This is a genomic window from Schaalia sp. (assembly GCF_050312375.1).
Lineage (GTDB): Bacteria > Actinomycetota > Actinomycetes > Actinomycetales > Actinomycetaceae > Pauljensenia > Pauljensenia hyovaginalis.
This window is the reverse complement of sequence record NZ_JBNOYB010000048.1, coordinates 1-16,127: the sequence shown is the minus strand read 5'-3', so window position 1 is coordinate 16,127 and position 16,127 is coordinate 1. Positions and strand designations below refer to the sequence as shown.

The 16,127-nt window shown below is 70.1% G+C and carries 13 protein-coding genes; 8 read left to right on the top strand and 5 right to left on the bottom strand.

The genetic code is table 11. The annotated features are described in order from the left end of the window. Positions 1 to 88: 88 nt before the first annotated feature. Complete coding sequence (locus ACQY7V_RS03680; RefSeq protein ID WP_428638965.1) at positions 89 to 1,675, bottom strand: sugar porter family MFS transporter; 1,587 nt, start codon at positions 1,673 to 1,675, stop codon at positions 89 to 91. Positions 1,676 to 1,837: 162 nt separating this feature from the next. Here ACQY7V_RS03680 and ACQY7V_RS03675 point away from each other — a divergent pair, with 162 nt between their 5' ends. The 5 genes from ACQY7V_RS03675 to ACQY7V_RS03655 all read left to right on the top strand — a co-directional run bounded on the left by ACQY7V_RS03675 (position 1,838) and on the right by ACQY7V_RS03655 (position 8,620). Next, positions 1,838 to 4,177 carry a glycoside hydrolase family 3 N-terminal domain-containing protein gene (locus tag ACQY7V_RS03675; RefSeq protein WP_428638962.1) on the top strand — a complete coding sequence of 780 codons (2,340 nt, stop codon included), beginning with the start codon at positions 1,838 to 1,840 and terminating at the stop codon, positions 4,175 to 4,177. An 80-nt stretch (positions 4,178 to 4,257) separates the two neighbouring features. Beyond that, positions 4,258 to 5,043, top strand: a complete 786-nt coding sequence (locus tag ACQY7V_RS03670) for a TetR/AcrR family transcriptional regulator (RefSeq protein WP_184451221.1) — start codon at positions 4,258 to 4,260, stop codon at positions 5,041 to 5,043. Between the two features lie 118 nt (positions 5,044 to 5,161). Next, positions 5,162 to 5,704 carry a DUF4956 domain-containing protein gene (locus ACQY7V_RS03665; RefSeq protein ID WP_277298778.1) on the top strand — a complete coding sequence of 181 codons (543 nt, stop codon included), beginning with the start codon at positions 5,162 to 5,164 and terminating at the stop codon, positions 5,702 to 5,704. A gap of 12 nt (positions 5,705 to 5,716) precedes the next feature. Next, positions 5,717 to 6,676: a VTC domain-containing protein gene (locus ACQY7V_RS03660; RefSeq protein ID WP_428638960.1), complete on the top strand. Its 960-nt coding sequence runs from the start codon at positions 5,717 to 5,719 to the stop codon at positions 6,674 to 6,676. A gap of 42 nt (positions 6,677 to 6,718) precedes the next feature. Beyond that, entirely contained in the window at positions 6,719 to 8,620 is a 1,902-nt protein-coding gene (locus ACQY7V_RS03655; RefSeq protein WP_428638958.1) for a carbohydrate-binding domain-containing protein, read from the top strand. A 79-nt stretch (positions 8,621 to 8,699) separates the two neighbouring features. Here the strand turns inward: ACQY7V_RS03655 and ACQY7V_RS03650 are convergent, their stop codons facing one another. Genes ACQY7V_RS03650 through ACQY7V_RS03635 form a run of 4 tightly spaced genes read right to left on the bottom strand, consistent with a single transcriptional unit; the run spans position 8,700 to position 13,502 of the window. Continuing rightward, positions 8,700 to 10,325 carry an NAD(P)-binding protein gene (locus ACQY7V_RS03650; RefSeq protein WP_428638957.1) on the bottom strand — a complete coding sequence of 542 codons (1,626 nt, stop codon included), beginning with the start codon at positions 10,323 to 10,325 and terminating at the stop codon, positions 8,700 to 8,702. 4 nt (positions 10,326 to 10,329) lie between these two features. Then, on the bottom strand, positions 10,330 to 11,589 hold the full coding sequence (locus ACQY7V_RS03645; RefSeq protein WP_428638955.1) for a thiamine pyrophosphate-dependent enzyme: 1,260 nt from the start codon (positions 11,587 to 11,589) through the stop codon (positions 10,330 to 10,332). Positions 11,590 to 11,602: 13 nt separating this feature from the next. Next, positions 11,603 to 12,916, bottom strand: coding sequence for a pyruvate ferredoxin oxidoreductase (gene porA, locus ACQY7V_RS03640; RefSeq protein WP_154475720.1), 1,314 nt, complete (start codon positions 12,914 to 12,916; stop codon positions 11,603 to 11,605). Continuing rightward, entirely contained in the window at positions 12,909 to 13,502 is a 594-nt protein-coding gene (locus ACQY7V_RS03635; protein WP_154475722.1) for a 2-oxoacid:acceptor oxidoreductase family protein, read from the bottom strand. The genes porA and ACQY7V_RS03635 overlap by 8 nt, the downstream gene beginning before the upstream one ends. Before the next feature lie 309 nt (positions 13,503 to 13,811). On the opposite strand from ACQY7V_RS03635, the gene ACQY7V_RS03630 reads away from it, so the two are divergent. The 3 genes from ACQY7V_RS03630 (at position 13,812) to ACQY7V_RS03620 (ending at position 16,056) form a co-directional block, all read left to right on the top strand. Further along, positions 13,812 to 14,942, top strand: a complete 1,131-nt coding sequence (locus ACQY7V_RS03630; RefSeq protein ID WP_428638952.1) for a CPBP family glutamic-type intramembrane protease — start codon at positions 13,812 to 13,814, stop codon at positions 14,940 to 14,942. 66 nt (positions 14,943 to 15,008) lie between these two features. Next, the gene (locus ACQY7V_RS03625) at positions 15,009 to 15,473 is read left to right on the top strand and encodes a RidA family protein (protein WP_235362005.1); all 465 of its coding nucleotides are present in this window, start codon (positions 15,009 to 15,011) and stop codon (positions 15,471 to 15,473) included. 85 nt (positions 15,474 to 15,558) lie between these two features. Next, complete coding sequence (locus tag ACQY7V_RS03620; protein WP_320785632.1) at positions 15,559 to 16,056, top strand: DUF2249 domain-containing protein; 498 nt, start codon at positions 15,559 to 15,561, stop codon at positions 16,054 to 16,056. Positions 16,057 to 16,127 lie beyond the last annotated feature (71 nt).

Sequence of the window (16,127 nt, the reverse complement as noted above, 5' to 3'; positions counted from 1 at the left end):
ACGAGACTGGTCGGCTTCTGCGACGCGGACAGGCCCCGCCCCGATCGACGAGGGCGGGGCGCGCCGCGCGGGCGGGGGCGAAAGCCCCTCAGACCCCGTACTTCTGGGCGAAACGCTCCTCGAGCTTCTCCAGCGATACGCCCTTCGTCTCCGGGACGATGAACAGGTAGAAGCAGAGCGACACCACGTTGATCGCCCCGAAAGCGGCGTAGGTCCATGCCGCTCCGAGGTGCGTGATCATCACGGGGAACACGTAGGAGACGACCGCGTTCATCAGCCATCCGCACCCCACTGCGAAGCCCTGAGCGACTCCGCGGATCCGCGCCGGGAAGATCTCCGATACGAGCACCCAGTTCACCGTGCCCGACTGCTTCGCGAAGACGAACAGGGATACGAGGATCACGACCAACCAGGGCCAGAACGCGGGGATTTCGGCGGAGATCGTCCCGTCGGCCAGGGTGTACGGCGCGATTCCGAAGGCGAAGACCAGGGCGAGGGCGAACAGGAAGAAGGTGACGCCCGATTCCTGGTAGATGCCCACGTGGCGGCGCTGGAGCCTGCCGACCAGCCACAGGCCGAAGGCCGCGCCGATCGTGGCCACGGCGCCGGTGATGACGTTCAAGGAGATGGAGTCGGTCGTCGAGAAGCCAGCGGCGTGGAGGATCTTCGGCAGGTAGTACATCGCCGTGTTGATGCCGGTCAGCTGGTCGAAGCAGGCCAGGCCGATGCCGATGAGGGTGAGGCGGCGCGTCCACTTCACCGAGAGGGTCCGGAGCAGCGACCACTTCCCTTCGTGCTCCTCGGTGGCGTGGAGCTCGATCATCTCCGAGATCTCGGCGCCGATGTCGTCGAGCTTCGGGTCGCGGATCCGCTTGAGGGAGCCGATCGCCTCGGCGTAGTGGAGAGTCGCCGCGTACCAGCGCCCGGACTCGGGCATCATCCGCATGCCGATCCACAGCAGGATCGCGGGGATCGTCGCCAGGACCAGCATCCAGCGCCACGCCTGCCCGTTGCCGCCGATGATCTCGAGGGCGCTCATCGTCTGCGCCGCGTCCCAGGACAGGGACTCCCCGGTTCCGGTGGTGACCTCCGGTCCGCCGTGCCCTCGGGCGAGGGCGGCGTTCATCGAGTACGCGAGGAGCTGGCCGAAGACGATCATGAACTGGTCGAGGGCGACGAGCTGTCCGCGCACGCGAGTGGGCGCCGATTCGGACAGGTAGATCGGAACGGTCGCCGAGGCGCCGCCCACGGCGAAGCCGAGGATCAGGCGGAAGAGGAGCAGGACGGGGATGTTCGGCGAGAAGGTGCAGCCGAGCGTGCCCACGAGGAAGACCAGCGCGAGGAGGAGGATGTTGTGCCTGCGGCCGTAGCGGTCCGAAAGCCGCCCGCCGAAGATGGCCCCGAGGGCGGCGCCGATGGCGAGGGTCGCGCCGACGAGGCCTTCGACGAACTCGTTGAGCCCGAGGCCCCCTGCGGCCCGGGGCATGTACATGTACGGCAGTGCGCCCGCGATGACGCCCGTGTCGTAGCCGAAGAGCAGTGATCCGAAGGTGGCGACCGCTGCGAGGAGGGCGATGCTCCGCTTCTTGCCCGAGGCGGGCGTCGCCTCGACGAGGCGCGCGAGTTCTCTTGTGCCCGGACGGGCGGGCGTCGAGGGCGATGCGTCGGATGTCATGCCCTCATCTTGCACTCTTCTTCGGGGGGCTGAGGCGGGAATGCGTCGTGGCGGGCTCGCGTCGCCCCGCCCCAGATGGCGCGGGGTCGAAGCTTCGGCGACGGGGCCTTGCTATTTATTTATCGATCGGTAGAATAGGTGTGTCGATCGAAGGAGCTCGCCATGAGTACACATGCAGACCTCACCGCCCGCGCCGCCGCCCTCGTCAAGGAGATGACCCTCGAGGAGAAGGCCTCCCTCACCTCCGGCCGGGACTTCTGGCACACGAAGGGGGTCGAACGCCTCGGCCTCGTCCCGCTCATGCTCACCGACGGCCCGCACGGCCTGCGCAAACAAGCCGGAGCATCCGACCACCTCGGACTCAACTCCTCCGTCCCCGCCACCTGCTTCCCGCCCGCCGCCAACCTCGGCTCCACCTGGGACCCCGAACTCGTCCGCGAGATCGGCGTCGCCCTCGGCGAGGAGACCAAGGCCAACGGGGTCGCCGTCCTCCTCGGCCCCGGCACCAACATCAAGCGCTCACCGCTGTGCGGACGCAACTTCGAATACTTCTCCGAAGACCCCCTCCTGTCCGGAGAACTCGCCGCCGCCCTCGTCGACGGCGTCCAATCCCAAGGCGTCGGCACCTCCCTCAAGCACTTCGCGGCGAACAACCAGGAGACCGACCGCATGCGCGTCGATGCCCGCATCGACGAGCGCACCCTGCGCGAGATCTACCTCCCCGCCTTCGAAACCACGGTCCGCAAAGCCCAGCCCTGGACCGTCATGTGCTCCTACAACAAGGTCAACGGCACCTACGCCTCCCAGAACCGCGAGCTCCTCACGCGGATCCTCCGCGAGGAATGGGGATTCGAAGGACTCGTCGTCTCCGACTGGGGCGCCGTCGACCAGCGCGTCCCCGCCCTCGAAGCCGGTCTCGACCTCGAAATGCCCGCCTCCGGCGGACGCACCGACGCGCAGATCGTCCGCGCCGTCCGCGAAGGCGAACTCGACGAATCCGTCCTCGACGCCGCCGCCACGCGCATCGTCACCATGATCCTGCGCGCCGCCGGCACCCCCGCCCGCGAGGACTTCGACGCGAGCGCCCACCACGAACTCGCCCGCCGCGCCGCAGCAGCCGGATCCGTCCTCCTGCGCAACGAGGAGGCCGAGGGCGGCGCCGCACTCCCGCTGCGCCCCTCCGCCTTCACCGAGGACAACCCCCTCGTCCTCATCGGCGAGTTCGCACGCACCCCCCGATACCAGGGCGCAGGATCCTCCCAAGTCAACCCCATCCGCCTCGACACCGTCCTCGACTCGCTGCGCGCACGCCTCGGCGAGGAAGCCGTGGCCTTCGCCCCCGGCTTCCACCTCGCCGAAGCAGCGGGCGTTCAGGACCAGGACGGGACCGCGGGCCTCGACCCCCGGGCCCTGAGGGAGAACGCCGTCGCCCTCGCCGAGGGCCGCACCGCCGTCCTCTTCCTCGGCCTGCCCGCCAAGAAGGAGGCCGAAGGCTACGACCGCACGGACATCTCACTGCCCGCCGAGCAGATCGAACTCCTGCGGGCCGTGTCCGAAGCGGCCTCCCTCAGCATCGTCGTCCTCTCCAACGGTTCGGCCGTCGAAGTCGAATCCTGGGAACGGCTCGCAGACGCCCTCCTCGAGGCCTGGCTCGGAGGCCAGGGCGCGGGCTCGGCCATCGCCGACATGCTCCTCGGAGACCTCGCCCCCGAAGGCCGGCTCGCCGAATCGCTCCCGGCCGAACTCGCCCAGGTCCCCGCCCAACTCAACTTCCCCGGCGAGGCCGGAGTCGTCGAGTACGGGGAGAGGATCTTCGTCGGATACCGCGGCCTCGACGCGATGAACGCACCCGTCGCCCACCCCTTCGGCTCTGGCCTCGGCTACACGCGCTTCGACCTCGAGATCCGCTCCATCCCCGAGCGCCTCGACGCCGGGGGAACGGCCGACGGCGACATCCTCGGGAGCATCCGCGTCCGCGTGACGAACCTCGGCGAGCGCGCGGGCGCCGAGATCGTCCAGCTCTACGTGGGACGCGAATCGCCCTCCGGCATCGCCCGCGCACCGAGGTCCCTCGCCGGATTCGTGAAACTCCGCCTCGAAGCCGGCGAATCGCGCGAGATCGACCTCCCCATCACCCGGCGCGCCCTCTCCCACTGGGACGCCGCCGCTCACGGATGGGCCGTTGAAGAGGGGCGCTGGATCCTCGCCGTCGGCGAGCACTCGCGCGACTCCCGCCATGCGGTCGCAGTCGAGGTCCTTGCCGACGCGGCTCACCCCGAACTCGTCGATCACTCCACCCTCGCCGAATGGACTCGCCACCCCCTCGGCCGCCCCCTCCTCGAAGCGCACGCCCCCGGGCTCATCGCCCTCGCCGAGGACCCCGAGATCGGCGAGATGATGGGCGCGATGCCGCTCGTCCGACTCTCCCGCTTCCCCGGGATGCCGATCACCGAGGCCCAGTACGAGGCGATGCTCGCCGAGCTCCCCGCCCGCGGGGCCTGAACCCCCGCAGCGCCCCGCCGCCCCGTGTCCTCGGAAAGGCGCGGGCTCATGTGCGAGCATGCAGGGGCGAAGGAGGAGCGATGGAAACAGCACACGTCGACCGGAGGCCGGGACGCCCCCGCGCGGGCAGTGAGGACAAGCGCGCGCGGATCCTCGTCGAAGCGCTGAAGGTCTTCGGGGAGAAGGGGTACGAGGGCGCCTCCCTCGCCACGATCGCCCGCGCCGCCGACATCACGAAACCCGGTCTCCTCCACCACTTCGGATCCAAGGAGGAGCTCTTCACCGCGGTCCTCGACGAGCGCGACCGGAGAGCGGTCTCCCTCGGAGTCTTCGACGGGGATCGGAGCATGCGCGAAGTCCTCGACGCCTTCTGCGCCCTGGTCGCCTCCAACGTCGAGGAGATCGAGGGCACGGCCCTCTTCACCGCGATGACCGGCGCGGTCGTCACAGCCGATCACCCCGCGCATGCGTGGTTCGCCGATCACCTCGCCCGGGCGGTGAACGTGCTCGCCCGGGCCTTCGAGCACGGGAAGGCCGAGGGCGTCCTCCGACCGGACGCGCCCTCCTGGGAGCTCGCCCGCGCGCTCGTCGCCCTCTCCGACGGCCTTCAGGTCCAGATGCTCTGCGCCCGGGCCGACAGGCGCGCGCAGAAGGAGAAACCCGGATCCGAGGCGGCAGGGGGAGCCCTGGCGGGGGCCGAGGGCGCTCCGACCCCCGCCTCGCCCGGAAGCGGCGCCGCCGAGGAGCCTCCCCTCGTCGGCCTCCCCTACGACACCGGCATCGCCGCCGAGTTCCGCGCGGCCGCCGACGCCCTCGTCGCGACGTGGCTCGTCGAGGATGCGGGCTCGGGCGGCGCACAAGGCTGACATCCGCGCCGCCGCCCCGCCCGGGGGCGGAGCACACGCGCATCAGAACCTCCTCACAGACGCCTCATAGGCTCCCGGGGTCAGATAGGGACATCTGAACCACCCGTAAGGAGCCACGATGTCCACACTGACGATGATCGGCATCGACCTCGTCGCGATGACCCTCCTCGCCCTCCCCCTCTACTGGCGCCGCCACAAGCGCGCCGACCTCGTCGCCGCGTTCATCGGAGTGAACATCGGCGTCCTCGCCGTCACGATGATCCTCACGCAGGCCACGGTATCGGCGGGACTCGGACTCGGGCTCTTCGGCGTCCTCTCGATCATCCGGCTGCGCTCCTCGGAGATCAGCCAGCGCGAAGTCGCCTACTACTTCGCCTCCTTGTCGATCGGGCTCCTCAGCGGAATGGCGGGCGCTCCCGATGCGCTGACCATCGGGCTCATCGCCCTCATCCTCGCCGCTCTCGCCATCGCCGACTCCCCCCTCCTCCTCGGTTCGCAGCGGAGCCAACAGGTCCAGCTCGACCGCGCCATCGCCGACGAGAAGGAACTCGTGGCCGAACTCGAAGCGAGACTCGGAGCGGACGTCCTCAAGACCCGCATCCTCAAGATCGACCTCGTCAACGACCTCACCCTCGTCGAGGTCCACTCCCGCGCGGCCTGAAAGGAGGACCCCGTGCACGCACCCCCGACACTGCGGCGTAGCCTTGCGATCCCCGACGAACTCGGCAGGATCAGCCTCGGCGAGCTCAACACCGCGGCCTCGATGCTCACCCGCGTCGACCGGAAGTACGCGCTGAAGCGCGCAGAGGCCGAAACCCTCATCGCCGATCTCGACCGCGCCACCAGAGTCCTCGACATCGAGGGCGCCACCGCCCATTCCTACGCCTCCACCTACTTCGACACCCCCGGCCTCGACTCCTTCCGCGGCGCGGCCCAACCGAGGCGGCGGCGCTACAAGATCCGCATCCGCTCCTACCTCGACTCCGGACTCGCCTTCCTCGAGGTCAAGACGCGCGGGCCGCGGGGGCGCACCGTCAAGGAACGAATCCCCTACGACCCCGACGCCGCCCTCGAAGGAGTCCTCACCCCCGAGGGCGCGCTCTGGGCGCGCCGCACGATCGAGGCCGCCGGATGCGCCGCACCGCCCGCCGAGGCCCTCGGCCCCGCCCTCGAGGGGCGCTACATGCGCACGACTCTCCTGATGGCGAAGGGCATCGGGCGCGCAACCCTCGATGAGCGCCTCGAGTGGAAGGACCTGCGCGCGCCGCGCCCCGGAAGCGCCGGAGCGGGCACGCGCCCCCTCCCAGCCGACTCCCGCATCAGCGCCCCGGAGCTGGTCATCATCGAAACGAAATCCGGATCGGCGCCCTCGCCCCTCGACCACCTCCTCTGGTCGCGCGGCCACCGCCCCGTCCGCTTCTCGAAATACGCCACCGCCCTCGCCGCGCTCGACCCGGAACTCCCCGCGAACCGATGGACGAGAAGCCTCGCGCACGCCTTCGGGGTGAAGCGCTGCGAGCGGGCGCTGCGCGCCGGAAGGATGCCGAGCGCCCTTCCGGCCGCCCCCGATGCGGACCCGCCTTCTCACGACTCCAGCACGAGGCCCCGCCTCCTCCACCTCCTCGCATCCTGATGCGAGCACCCGGCCCCACCCACTGAAAAGGAACGAACAGCCATGACCGACTCCCGCGCCCCGCACGCGACTTTGCGCCGTCCCCTCGGGGCCCTCAAGCGCTCGCGCCGCCCCCTCGCCTCCCTCGCCGTGATCGCGGCCCTCGCCCTCGGCGCCTGCACGAGCGGCGCCTCCTCCGCCGGGGCCGCCGCGAGCAGTACCGCCACCGCCTCCGAAGCCGTCGCCGCGTCCTCATCGGCCGGCGATACGACGAACCCGCCGACCCTGGACGAAGCCCTCGCCGCGAACGCCCAGGCCAGCGCCGTCTCGGATGAGGAGTGGTCCTCCTCGGACGCCGTCGAGGTCGTCCTCGCCGGAACCTCGGCGAGCTCCACCTCGGAGTCCGTCGCCGTCGAGGACGGAACCCTCAGGATCAGCGCCGCCGGCGTCTACCGGCTCAGCGGCTCCTACGAAGGGCAGATCGTCGTCGACGCCCCCGAGGACGCCCGAGTCGTCCTCATCCTCGACGGGGCCACGATCACGAACGACTCCGGCGCCGCGATCCTCGCCGAGACCGGCGACGACCTCGTGATCTCCCTGTCCGGCGCATCGCGCATCGTCGACACCTCCTCGGCCGCGGAATCCTCCTTAGCGAACGCCGCGATCTACGCCGACATGGACCTCACGATGACGGGCGAGGGAAGCCTCGAAGTCTCCTCGACGGCGAACGACGCGATCACCTCGACCGACGACCTCACGATCCTCTCGGGAAGCATCAGCGTGAAGGCCGGGGACGACGGCCTCCGCGGCAAGGACTCCCTCAGCGTGCTCGGCGGTACGATCACGGTCGAGTCCGGCGGCGACGGCCTGAAGTCCGACGAAGACGAGGACGCGACCGCGGGCTACGTCCTGATCCGCGGGGGTGAGATCTCCGTGGTCGCAGGCGGCGACGGCATCGTCGCGCACAGCGACGCCCTTCTGGCGGGCGGCTCCATCGACATCGAATCCGGGGGCGGCGCCTCGACGGGCGCGGCTCTCGAGACCTCGAGCAAGGGGGTCAAGACCGGGGTCTACCTCATCGTCGAAGGCGCGGATCTGTCCGTCGACTCCGCGGACGACTCCCTCCACTCCGACGGCGCGATCCGCCTCAGCTCGGGGACCCTCGAGCTCGCCAGCGGCGATGACGGGATCCATGCCGAGGTCGCGGCCGTTCTCGACGGGGCCGATGTCACGGTCTCCCAGTCGAATGAAGGACTCGAGGCGGGCCTCATCACCGTCGCCGACGGGAGCGTCGACATCACGGCCTCGGACGACGGGATCAACGGCTCCGGATCCACGAGCGTCGAAGCGGGCGCGGCCGCCGCGGCCGCCTCCTCCGACGAGACCGGCGCCGTTGAGCAGCAGGACCAGCGCCAGGCGGGCCCGGGCGGGGGAGGGGCGGACTTCACCGACTCCGGCGAGCTGGTCACCATCTCCGGCGGTTCCCTCGTCGTGAACGCCGGAGGCGACGGCCTCGACTCGAACGGCTCGATCTCCATCACCGGCGGCACGACGACGGTGTGGGGCCCGACGAACGACGGCAACGGCGCACTCGACTACAACGGCACCATGAGCGTCACCGGGGGCACCCTCCTCGCAGTCGGCTCCGCCGGCATGGCCGAAGCGCCCTCCTCGACCGAAGGCGCGGGCTGGATTTCCGCGGCCCTCTCGGGCGCCCAGGGATCGAAGGTGAGGATCGTGGACTCGGCCGGAACGGAGATCCTCTCCTTCACGGCGAGCAAGGCCTTCGCATCGATCGTCTACGCCTCAGCGGAGATCACGAACGGCGCTGACTACACGATCGAGGTCGACGGCTCCTCGACCTCGGTGACCGCCGGACAGGCCGCCGCCGGAATGGGCGGGGCTATGGGAGGCCCCGGAGGCCAGGGAGCGCCGGTCGCCCCGGGCGGCCCCGGGGCCCGATGAGGCCCGCGCCGGTGTGAACGGCGTCTTCGGGACCGGCTCCGCAGCGGGGCCGGTCCCGAAAACGCGCCCGGGAGGGGGCTCACACCTGCTCGGGCACCATCGAGATCGCCCCGCAGGGGCACTCCTCCGCGCACACCCCGCAGCCCTTGCAGTAGTCGTACTTGAACTCGTACTCGCCGGGCCGGATCTTCGTGATCGCATTGTCCGGGCACACGCCGAAGCAGTTGTCGCAGCCGAAGCAGTTCCCGCACGACATGCACCTGCGGGCCTCGAAGAGGGCCGATTCCTCGTCGAGGCCCTGGACGACCTCGTCGAAGGTGGAGGCCCGCCGCGCGCCCTCGAGCTTGGCGCGCACCTGATGCGGGGCGTCCGCGTAGTACCAGGGCGTCATGCGCGAGAACTCGGCGTCCGCGTGCTTTTGCGCGGGCGAATAGGCCGTTCCGCGCAGGTAGGCGTCGATGTAGCGCGAAGCCGTCTTCCCGTGCCCGATCGCGACCGTCGCGGTGCGCTCCGAGGGGACCATGTCCCCGCCCGCGAAGACGCCCTCGATCCCCGTCATCATCTGATCGCTGACCGTGACGACGCCGTCCTCGATCGTGATGCCCTCGGCGTTCTCGATGAGGGACAGGTCCGACTCCTGGCCGAGCGCCATGATGAGGGAGTCGGCGCCGAGCTCCTCGAACTCTCCGGTCGGCTGCGGGAAGCCCGACTCGTCGAGCTCCATCTTCTCGATCGTCATCGTCTCGCCGTCGACGTGCTTGATCGTCGAGAGCCAGCGCATCATGACGCCCTCCTCCTCGGCCTCGGCGACCTCCGAGTCGTGGGCGGGCATTCTGTCGCGCGTGCGCCGGTAGACGATGATCGCCTCGGAGGCGCCCAAGCGCCTCGCCGTCCTCGCGACGTCGATCGCAGTGTTCCCGCCGCCGTAGACGACGACCCTGCGCCCGAGCATCGGCTTCTCGCCGACCTCGACGTCCTGGAGGAGGGACACGGCGTCCATGATCCTCGCCGACTCGCCCGCCGGGATGTAGGCGCGGCGGCCGATGTGGGCGCCGACCGCGAGGAAGATCGCGTCCCAATGACCGACCTCGTCCTCGATGCTCTCCACCTTCGCGCCGTACTCGATGCTCACCCCCATGTCGAGGATGCGGCGGATCTCCGCGTCGAGGACGCCGCGCGGCAGCCGGTAGGAGGGGATGCCGAAGCGCATCATGCCGCCCGCCATCGGGCCCGCCTCCTTGATGTGGACGCGGTGCCCGGCCAGGCGCAGATGGTAGGCGGCCGACAGGCCCGAGGGCCCGGCGCCGACGACGAGGACCGACTTGCCCGAATCGGGGGCGGTGACAGGGACCGTCCACCCCTGCTCGATCGCCTTGTCGCCGAGGAAGCGCTCGATCGCGTTGATGCCGACCGCCTCGTCGACCTGCACGCGATTGCACGCGCTCTGGCACGGGTGGTAGCAGACCCGTCCCATCGTCGCGGGCATCGGGTTGTTCCGCATGATCTCCGCCCACGCGGCCCGGTAGTCGCCCTCTTCCGCATGGTAGAGCCACTGCTGGATGTTCTCACCCGCCGGGCACGCCGCATTGCACGGGGGGAGGAGATCGACGTAGATCGGGCGCTCCGTGCGCCACGATCCGGTTTCGTTCGCCAGGGACGATCCGACGTCGAGGGTGATCGCGAAAGGCTGCTTCTCGATGGTCATGGCCTCACTCCTGCTCCGGGGCGTCGGCGCGCAGCGCCGCCCTCGTCTGGGCCTGCGGTCTGCGAAGACCCACCTGCACTCCGCTCGCGCCAGCCGCCTCCCGGGCGAGGACAGCGGCCTCGGCGAGGCCCTGCTTCGTCTGGGCGGCCGCATGAAGGATCTGCTCGTAGCGGCCCTCGGGATCCTCGGGCGCCGCGAGGACGCGGGCGCGCACGTCCTCGTCGAGCTTGTCCTCGTCGATGAGCCCGTAGCGGCGGATGTTGCGGTCCGCGATCGCCTGGAGCCTCGCGAGGGTCTGCGCGTCGCCCTCGCCCTTGAACAGGTGCGCGAAGCGGCGCTGCGGGCGCAGGTACTCCTCGACCGGCGCGGGCCTGCGGATCTTCGTCACCGAGGTGATCTCCCCGCCCTCGGCCTCGAAGACGGGGAAGAGCCCGGTCTGCGTCGCCAGGCGCGCGAGCTTCACCGTGATGTTCGAGGCCGCTCCCCACCCGAGCGGGCAGGGCACGAGGACGTGGATGTAGCGGGCCCCGTGGTAGCCCATCGCCTTCGTCACCTTGTACTCGAGATCGCGCAGGTCCGCGACCGTCGCGGTCGCGACGTAGGGGATCTCGTGGGCCATCGCGATCCGGGCCATGTCCTTGCCCTGCCCGAAGCGGTTGCCCGGGTTCGGTCCCACCGGCTGAGTCGTCGCGGTCCGGGCCGTCGGGGGAGTGGCGCCCGAGCGCTGCACCCCCGTGTTCATGTACGCCTCGTTGTCGTAGCAGATGTAGAGGACGTCGTCATTGCGTTCGAACATGCCCGACAGGCAGCCCATCCCGATGTCGACCGTGCCGCCGTCGCCGCCCTGGGCGACGACCCGGGTTCCGCGCCCCTTCGCCCTCAGGCCCGCCGCCGCGCCCGCCGCCACCGCGGGGGCGTTCCCGAAGAGGGAGTGGAGCCAGGGGACGGTCCAGGCTGACTCCGGGTAAGGGGTCGAGAACACTTCGAGGCAGCCCGTTGCGTTCACCGCGATGAGGTCACCGCCCGTCGCCGCCACCGCCGAGTCGAGGGCGTAGCGGGCGCCGAGGGCCTCGCCGCAGCCCTGACAGGCGCGGTGCCCCGAGGTGAGGGTGTTCCAGCGGTTCGGGTCGGACTGGACGGAGCGGTCGTCCTCCCCGGCGAGGCGGTTGCCGACCGCGTAGGAGCCGACCTGGTAGAACTTCACGTGCTCGCGCGCGGGGATCGAGGTCTCCCGCGTCCCGGGGATGCCCGGCTGGACGCTCATCTCCCGACTCCTTTCAGTTGGCCCCGGTCGCCCGCGACGAGGGCGGCGCGTCGTCCGTTAGCGGCGCGTCGTGTGCGAGGGCGGCGTCGGTTCGGGCGTGCGAATCGCGCATGACGTTCTCCGCGGTCGGACCCGAGCGGCGAGACGCCGCTTCCCGCTTGAGCTCCGCATCGACGAGCGCGCGGTCGAGGTCGAGGAAGGTCTGCTCCTCGAGGCCCCCCGCCGCCAGATCGTCGAGGAGGGAGTGGAGGGAGGCCTTCGTGATCGGCCGCCCGCCCAGACCCGCGAAGACCTCGTAGTTCTCGATGCCCATGCCGCGCACGGCGCTGCGGCAGTGAGAGGAGACGATGCCCCCGAGGCCGACCGAGAAGGCCTTCTCGACGTTGACGAATCGCGCGCAGCCCTTGAGCGCCTCGCGCACCGCGTCCATCGGGAAGGGGCGGAAGCTCGTGATCCCCAGGACGCCGATCCTCTCGCCGCGCGCGCGGCGCTCGTCGACGACGTCCTTGATGGTGCCCAGGACTGAGCCCATCGACACGATGATCGTTTCGGCGTCCTCGGTGCGGTAGGGGCGCACGAGGCCGCCCGAATCCCGCCCGAAGACCTCCTTGAAGTCGGCCGCGACCCGAGGAATGAGCTCCAGGGCCTGCTTCTGGCGGTGGTGGGCGAGATAGCGGACCTCCGTGTAGGCCTCCGGGCCTACCATCGCGCCGATCGACACCGGGTTCGCCGGGTCGAGGACCTGCCGCGGTTCGTAGGGCGGGAGGAAGCGGGCCACCTGCGCTTCTTCGGGCACGTCGACGATCTCCATCGCGTGCGTGAGGATGAATCCGTCCATGCACACCATGACGGGGATCGAAAGCTCCTCGGCGATCCGGAAGGCCTGAACGTGCAGATCGGCCGCCTCCTGGTTCGTTTCCGCGTAGAGCTGGAGCCACCCGGAGTCCCGCTGGCTCATCGCGTCCGTGTGGTCGTTCCAGATGTTGATCGGCGCGCCGATCGCGCGATTCGCGACCGTCATGACGATCGGGAGGCCGAGGCCGGCGGCGTTGTACACGGCCTCGACCATGAAGAGGAGGCCCTGGGAGGCGGTCGCGGTGTAGGTGCGCGCGCCGACGGCGGAGGCGCCGATGCAGGCCGACATCGCGCCGAACTCCGATTCGACGTTGAGGTATTCGCAGTCCTCGAGCCCGCCCTTTTTCACGAGGGCGGAGAGGGCTTCCACGATGTGCGTCTGGGGGCTGATCGGGTAGGCGGCGATCACTTCGGGGCGGCAGGCGGCGACGGCCCTGGCGATCGCCTGCGAGCCCTCGATCTGTTCACGCATCGGCCTTCTCCTTCGTGTTCGCACCGGTGCGGGAGGCGACGAGGCCGTAGGCGGCGCTCGCCGCGGCGACGTTCGCGTCGCCGACCCCGCCGGGGAATCGCCGGCGGATCGCGCCGATCACCGAGTCGAGTGCGATGAGGCCGGTGAGGGCTGCGACGCCGCCGAGCATCACGGCGTTCGGGACGGGGCGTCCGACGTGCTCGCGCGCGATGTCGAAAGCGGGCAGGGTGATCGCGTGCCCGGGAGGGAGGGATGCGACGAGCTCATCGAGGCCCAGTTCGTGGAAGTCCTTCGTCGAGTTGAGCAGGACGAAGCCCTCGGGCTTCAGGCCTGCGAAGACGTCCATGACGGACAGCAGCGTCGGGTCCTGAACGACGACGACATCGGGTTCGAGGACGGGTTCGCGCGTGCGGATCTCCTGATCGGCGATCCGGCAGAAGGAAACGACGGGGGCGCCGGTGCGCTCCGAACCGAATGAGGGGAAGGCCTGCGCGTGGTGCCCGTCCGTGAACGCCGCCATCGCGAGCAGGTCGGACGCCGTGACGACTCCCTGTCCCCCTCGACCGTGGATTCTCACTTCGACCATGTCTTCGACGCTAGGCCGAGTGCCGACGATGCGGGTGGAATCGAGGTGAAGTCGCGGTGTCCTGCCGAATCGTCGGGGTCGCCTCCTGAGACCGGGGGTGACGGAAGGCACAAATTCGCGCGTCGGGCCTTCTCTAATCCCCGATTCACCGAGGGGCGCGCGCCTCATCGGTGCCCGGCAGGAGCCGCATCCACCGCCGATCGGCGGCGCTTCGGGCGCGCATCCCCCGATGAGGACGGGCCCTGACGGGGATGGGGCGCGATGCGGGCCGATGAGGCGTGAAAGGACCGGGTCCGTCAGACTTGGGGCATGGACATGACACCGCAGCCCCCGAACCCCGTCCAAATCCCGCACCCCCAGCAGGCGAATCCCCAGCCCCTTTCCCCTCAGCCGGGCGTTCCCGCCGGATACCCGCAGGCCCTTTACCCCCAGAGCGCCTATCCGCAGACCGGATACCCTCAGGCCGGGTACCCGCCCCTCGCCCCTCGGCCCCATGTCCCCGAACAGCCGCGCGTCGAGAAGGCCTCGAAGCAGCCCTGGCCCGCGCCCGGGCACTCCCGCCTCCGCAAGTCCGACCGCCCCCGCCCTCGCAGATGGTGGACGCCGCTGCTCACCCTCCTCCTCGGCGGGGTTTCGTGGTTCTTCACCATGATGCTCATCCTGCTCGTCTTCGCCGTCGCCGTGGTCATGAGGGGAGGCGACATCGCCTCATTCTTCAAGCTGTTCGAGGGCGGTTCGGCCTCGCTGTCGAACCCGTGGTTCTACACCTTCAACTTCGGGCTCCTCGCCCTCATGATCCCCTTCCTCTGGCTCGCCATCCGAGTCGTCGAAGGCGTGGGCATCGGCGTCCTGTCATCCATCGAGGGGCGCTTGCGCTGGAAGCGACTCGCCGCGGCCCTCGGCATGGGCCTGCTCGTCCTCTCGCCCTCGATCCTGCTGTCCATCGGCGACACGATCCGCATGGGAGGCGTCCCCGCCGGCGCGCTCGAACGGGCGCCCCTGCTGCTCGCGATCGTGATCGTCCTCGTGCCCCTGCAGTGCGCGGCCGAGGAGTACGTGTTCCGCGGCTTCTTCCTGCGGATCCTCATGGGCTGGGGCGTCCCCGCGCTGCTCGCCATCGTCCTCGCGGTGATCCCCTTCTCGCTGGGCCACATCTACGGGTGGATGGGCATGGTCGACGTCACCGTCTTCGGGCTCGCGACGGGCTGGCTCGCCTGGCGGACCCGGGGGCTCGAAGCATCGATCGCCCTGCACGTCCTGAACAACATGATCGGAATCGTGTTCGCGGTCCTGGGAGTCGCCAACCCCCTCGACGACTCCGGCATGCCCCTGTGGGTGCTCGGGCTCAGCATCGGATCGACGATCCTGTACACGCTCATCGTCGATCGACTGTGGGCGGTGCGAGCGGAGGAAAGGCCGGATCGGACCGCGATCGCCTAGCCTGAAGATGCCGTCATCATGCCCGGGCGCTGAACATCCCGAGCCGCCTGAAACGAAAGGACCGCCATGACCCTCCCCTCCGAAAAGCTCGCCGAGCTCGGCCTCGAACTGCCGCCCGTCGCCGCGCCGGTCGCCGCCTACGTTCCGGCGGTCCTCGATCGGGGCGTGATCCGCACCTCCGGCCAGATCCCCGTCGTCGCGGGCGAACCGGTCTGCATCGGCGCGGTCGGCGCCGATGGCGCCGACCCGGATGACGCGAAGGAAGCGGCGCGGGTGTGCGCCCTCAACGCGCTCGCGGCCGCCGCCGAGCTCGCCGGGGGAGTGGATCGTCTGGCCTCGGTGGTGAAGCTGACCGGCTTCGTCGCCTCTCTGCCGGACTTCTACGGTCAGGCGGGCGTCATCAACGGCGCTTCGGAGCTCTTCGGCGAGGTCTTCGGGTCTTCTCACGCGCGTTCCGCAGTGGGCGTCGCCGCACTTCCCCTCAATGTCTCCGTCGAGGTCGAGGTGGAGTTCGCCCTGCGCGAGGACTGAGCCCCGGTGCGCTCCCAGCGGAGTGCGCATAGACTGGCGGGGTACCCCCACCGGGTATATCGTTCCGAGCCTGAAAAGGATCATCATGGCCGACACCCCGCCCACCGCGACCCCCGGGGGCGCGCACCAGACCTTCAAGCTCGTCGCAGCCGACACCAAGCCCGAGAACCTCAAGGCAGAGGGCGGCGGCTGCGGCGGGCACGGACACGGCGGCGATCGCAGCGCAGGCGGCTGCGGCTGCGGCGGGCACTCTCGTCGCCGCACGGTCGACGCCCCCGAAGCCGCGAAAACCGCGGGCGGCTGCGGCTGCGGAGGCCACGGTCACAGAGGCGAGGCCGCTCGTGCCCGCGCCTCCAGCGCCGTCGAGGAACTCGTCATCCATTCGATCCCGAAGCTCGTGCGCCACGCCGCTCTCTTCGCCGCGATCGACGCGATCCCCGTCGGGGAGAACCTCGTGATCGTCGCCCCGCATCAACCGGCTCCCCTGTTCCGGCGGCTTGAGGCCTCCGAGGCCCATTACCGCGTCGAAACCCTCGATGCGGGGCCCGTCGACTGGCGCTACCGCATCACCCGCATCTCCTGAAGCCGACATCCCGCCCGATGCGCCGCGGCTGACAGCGGGCCGGGAGCAGCGAGCGCCGCAGTCCTCACTTT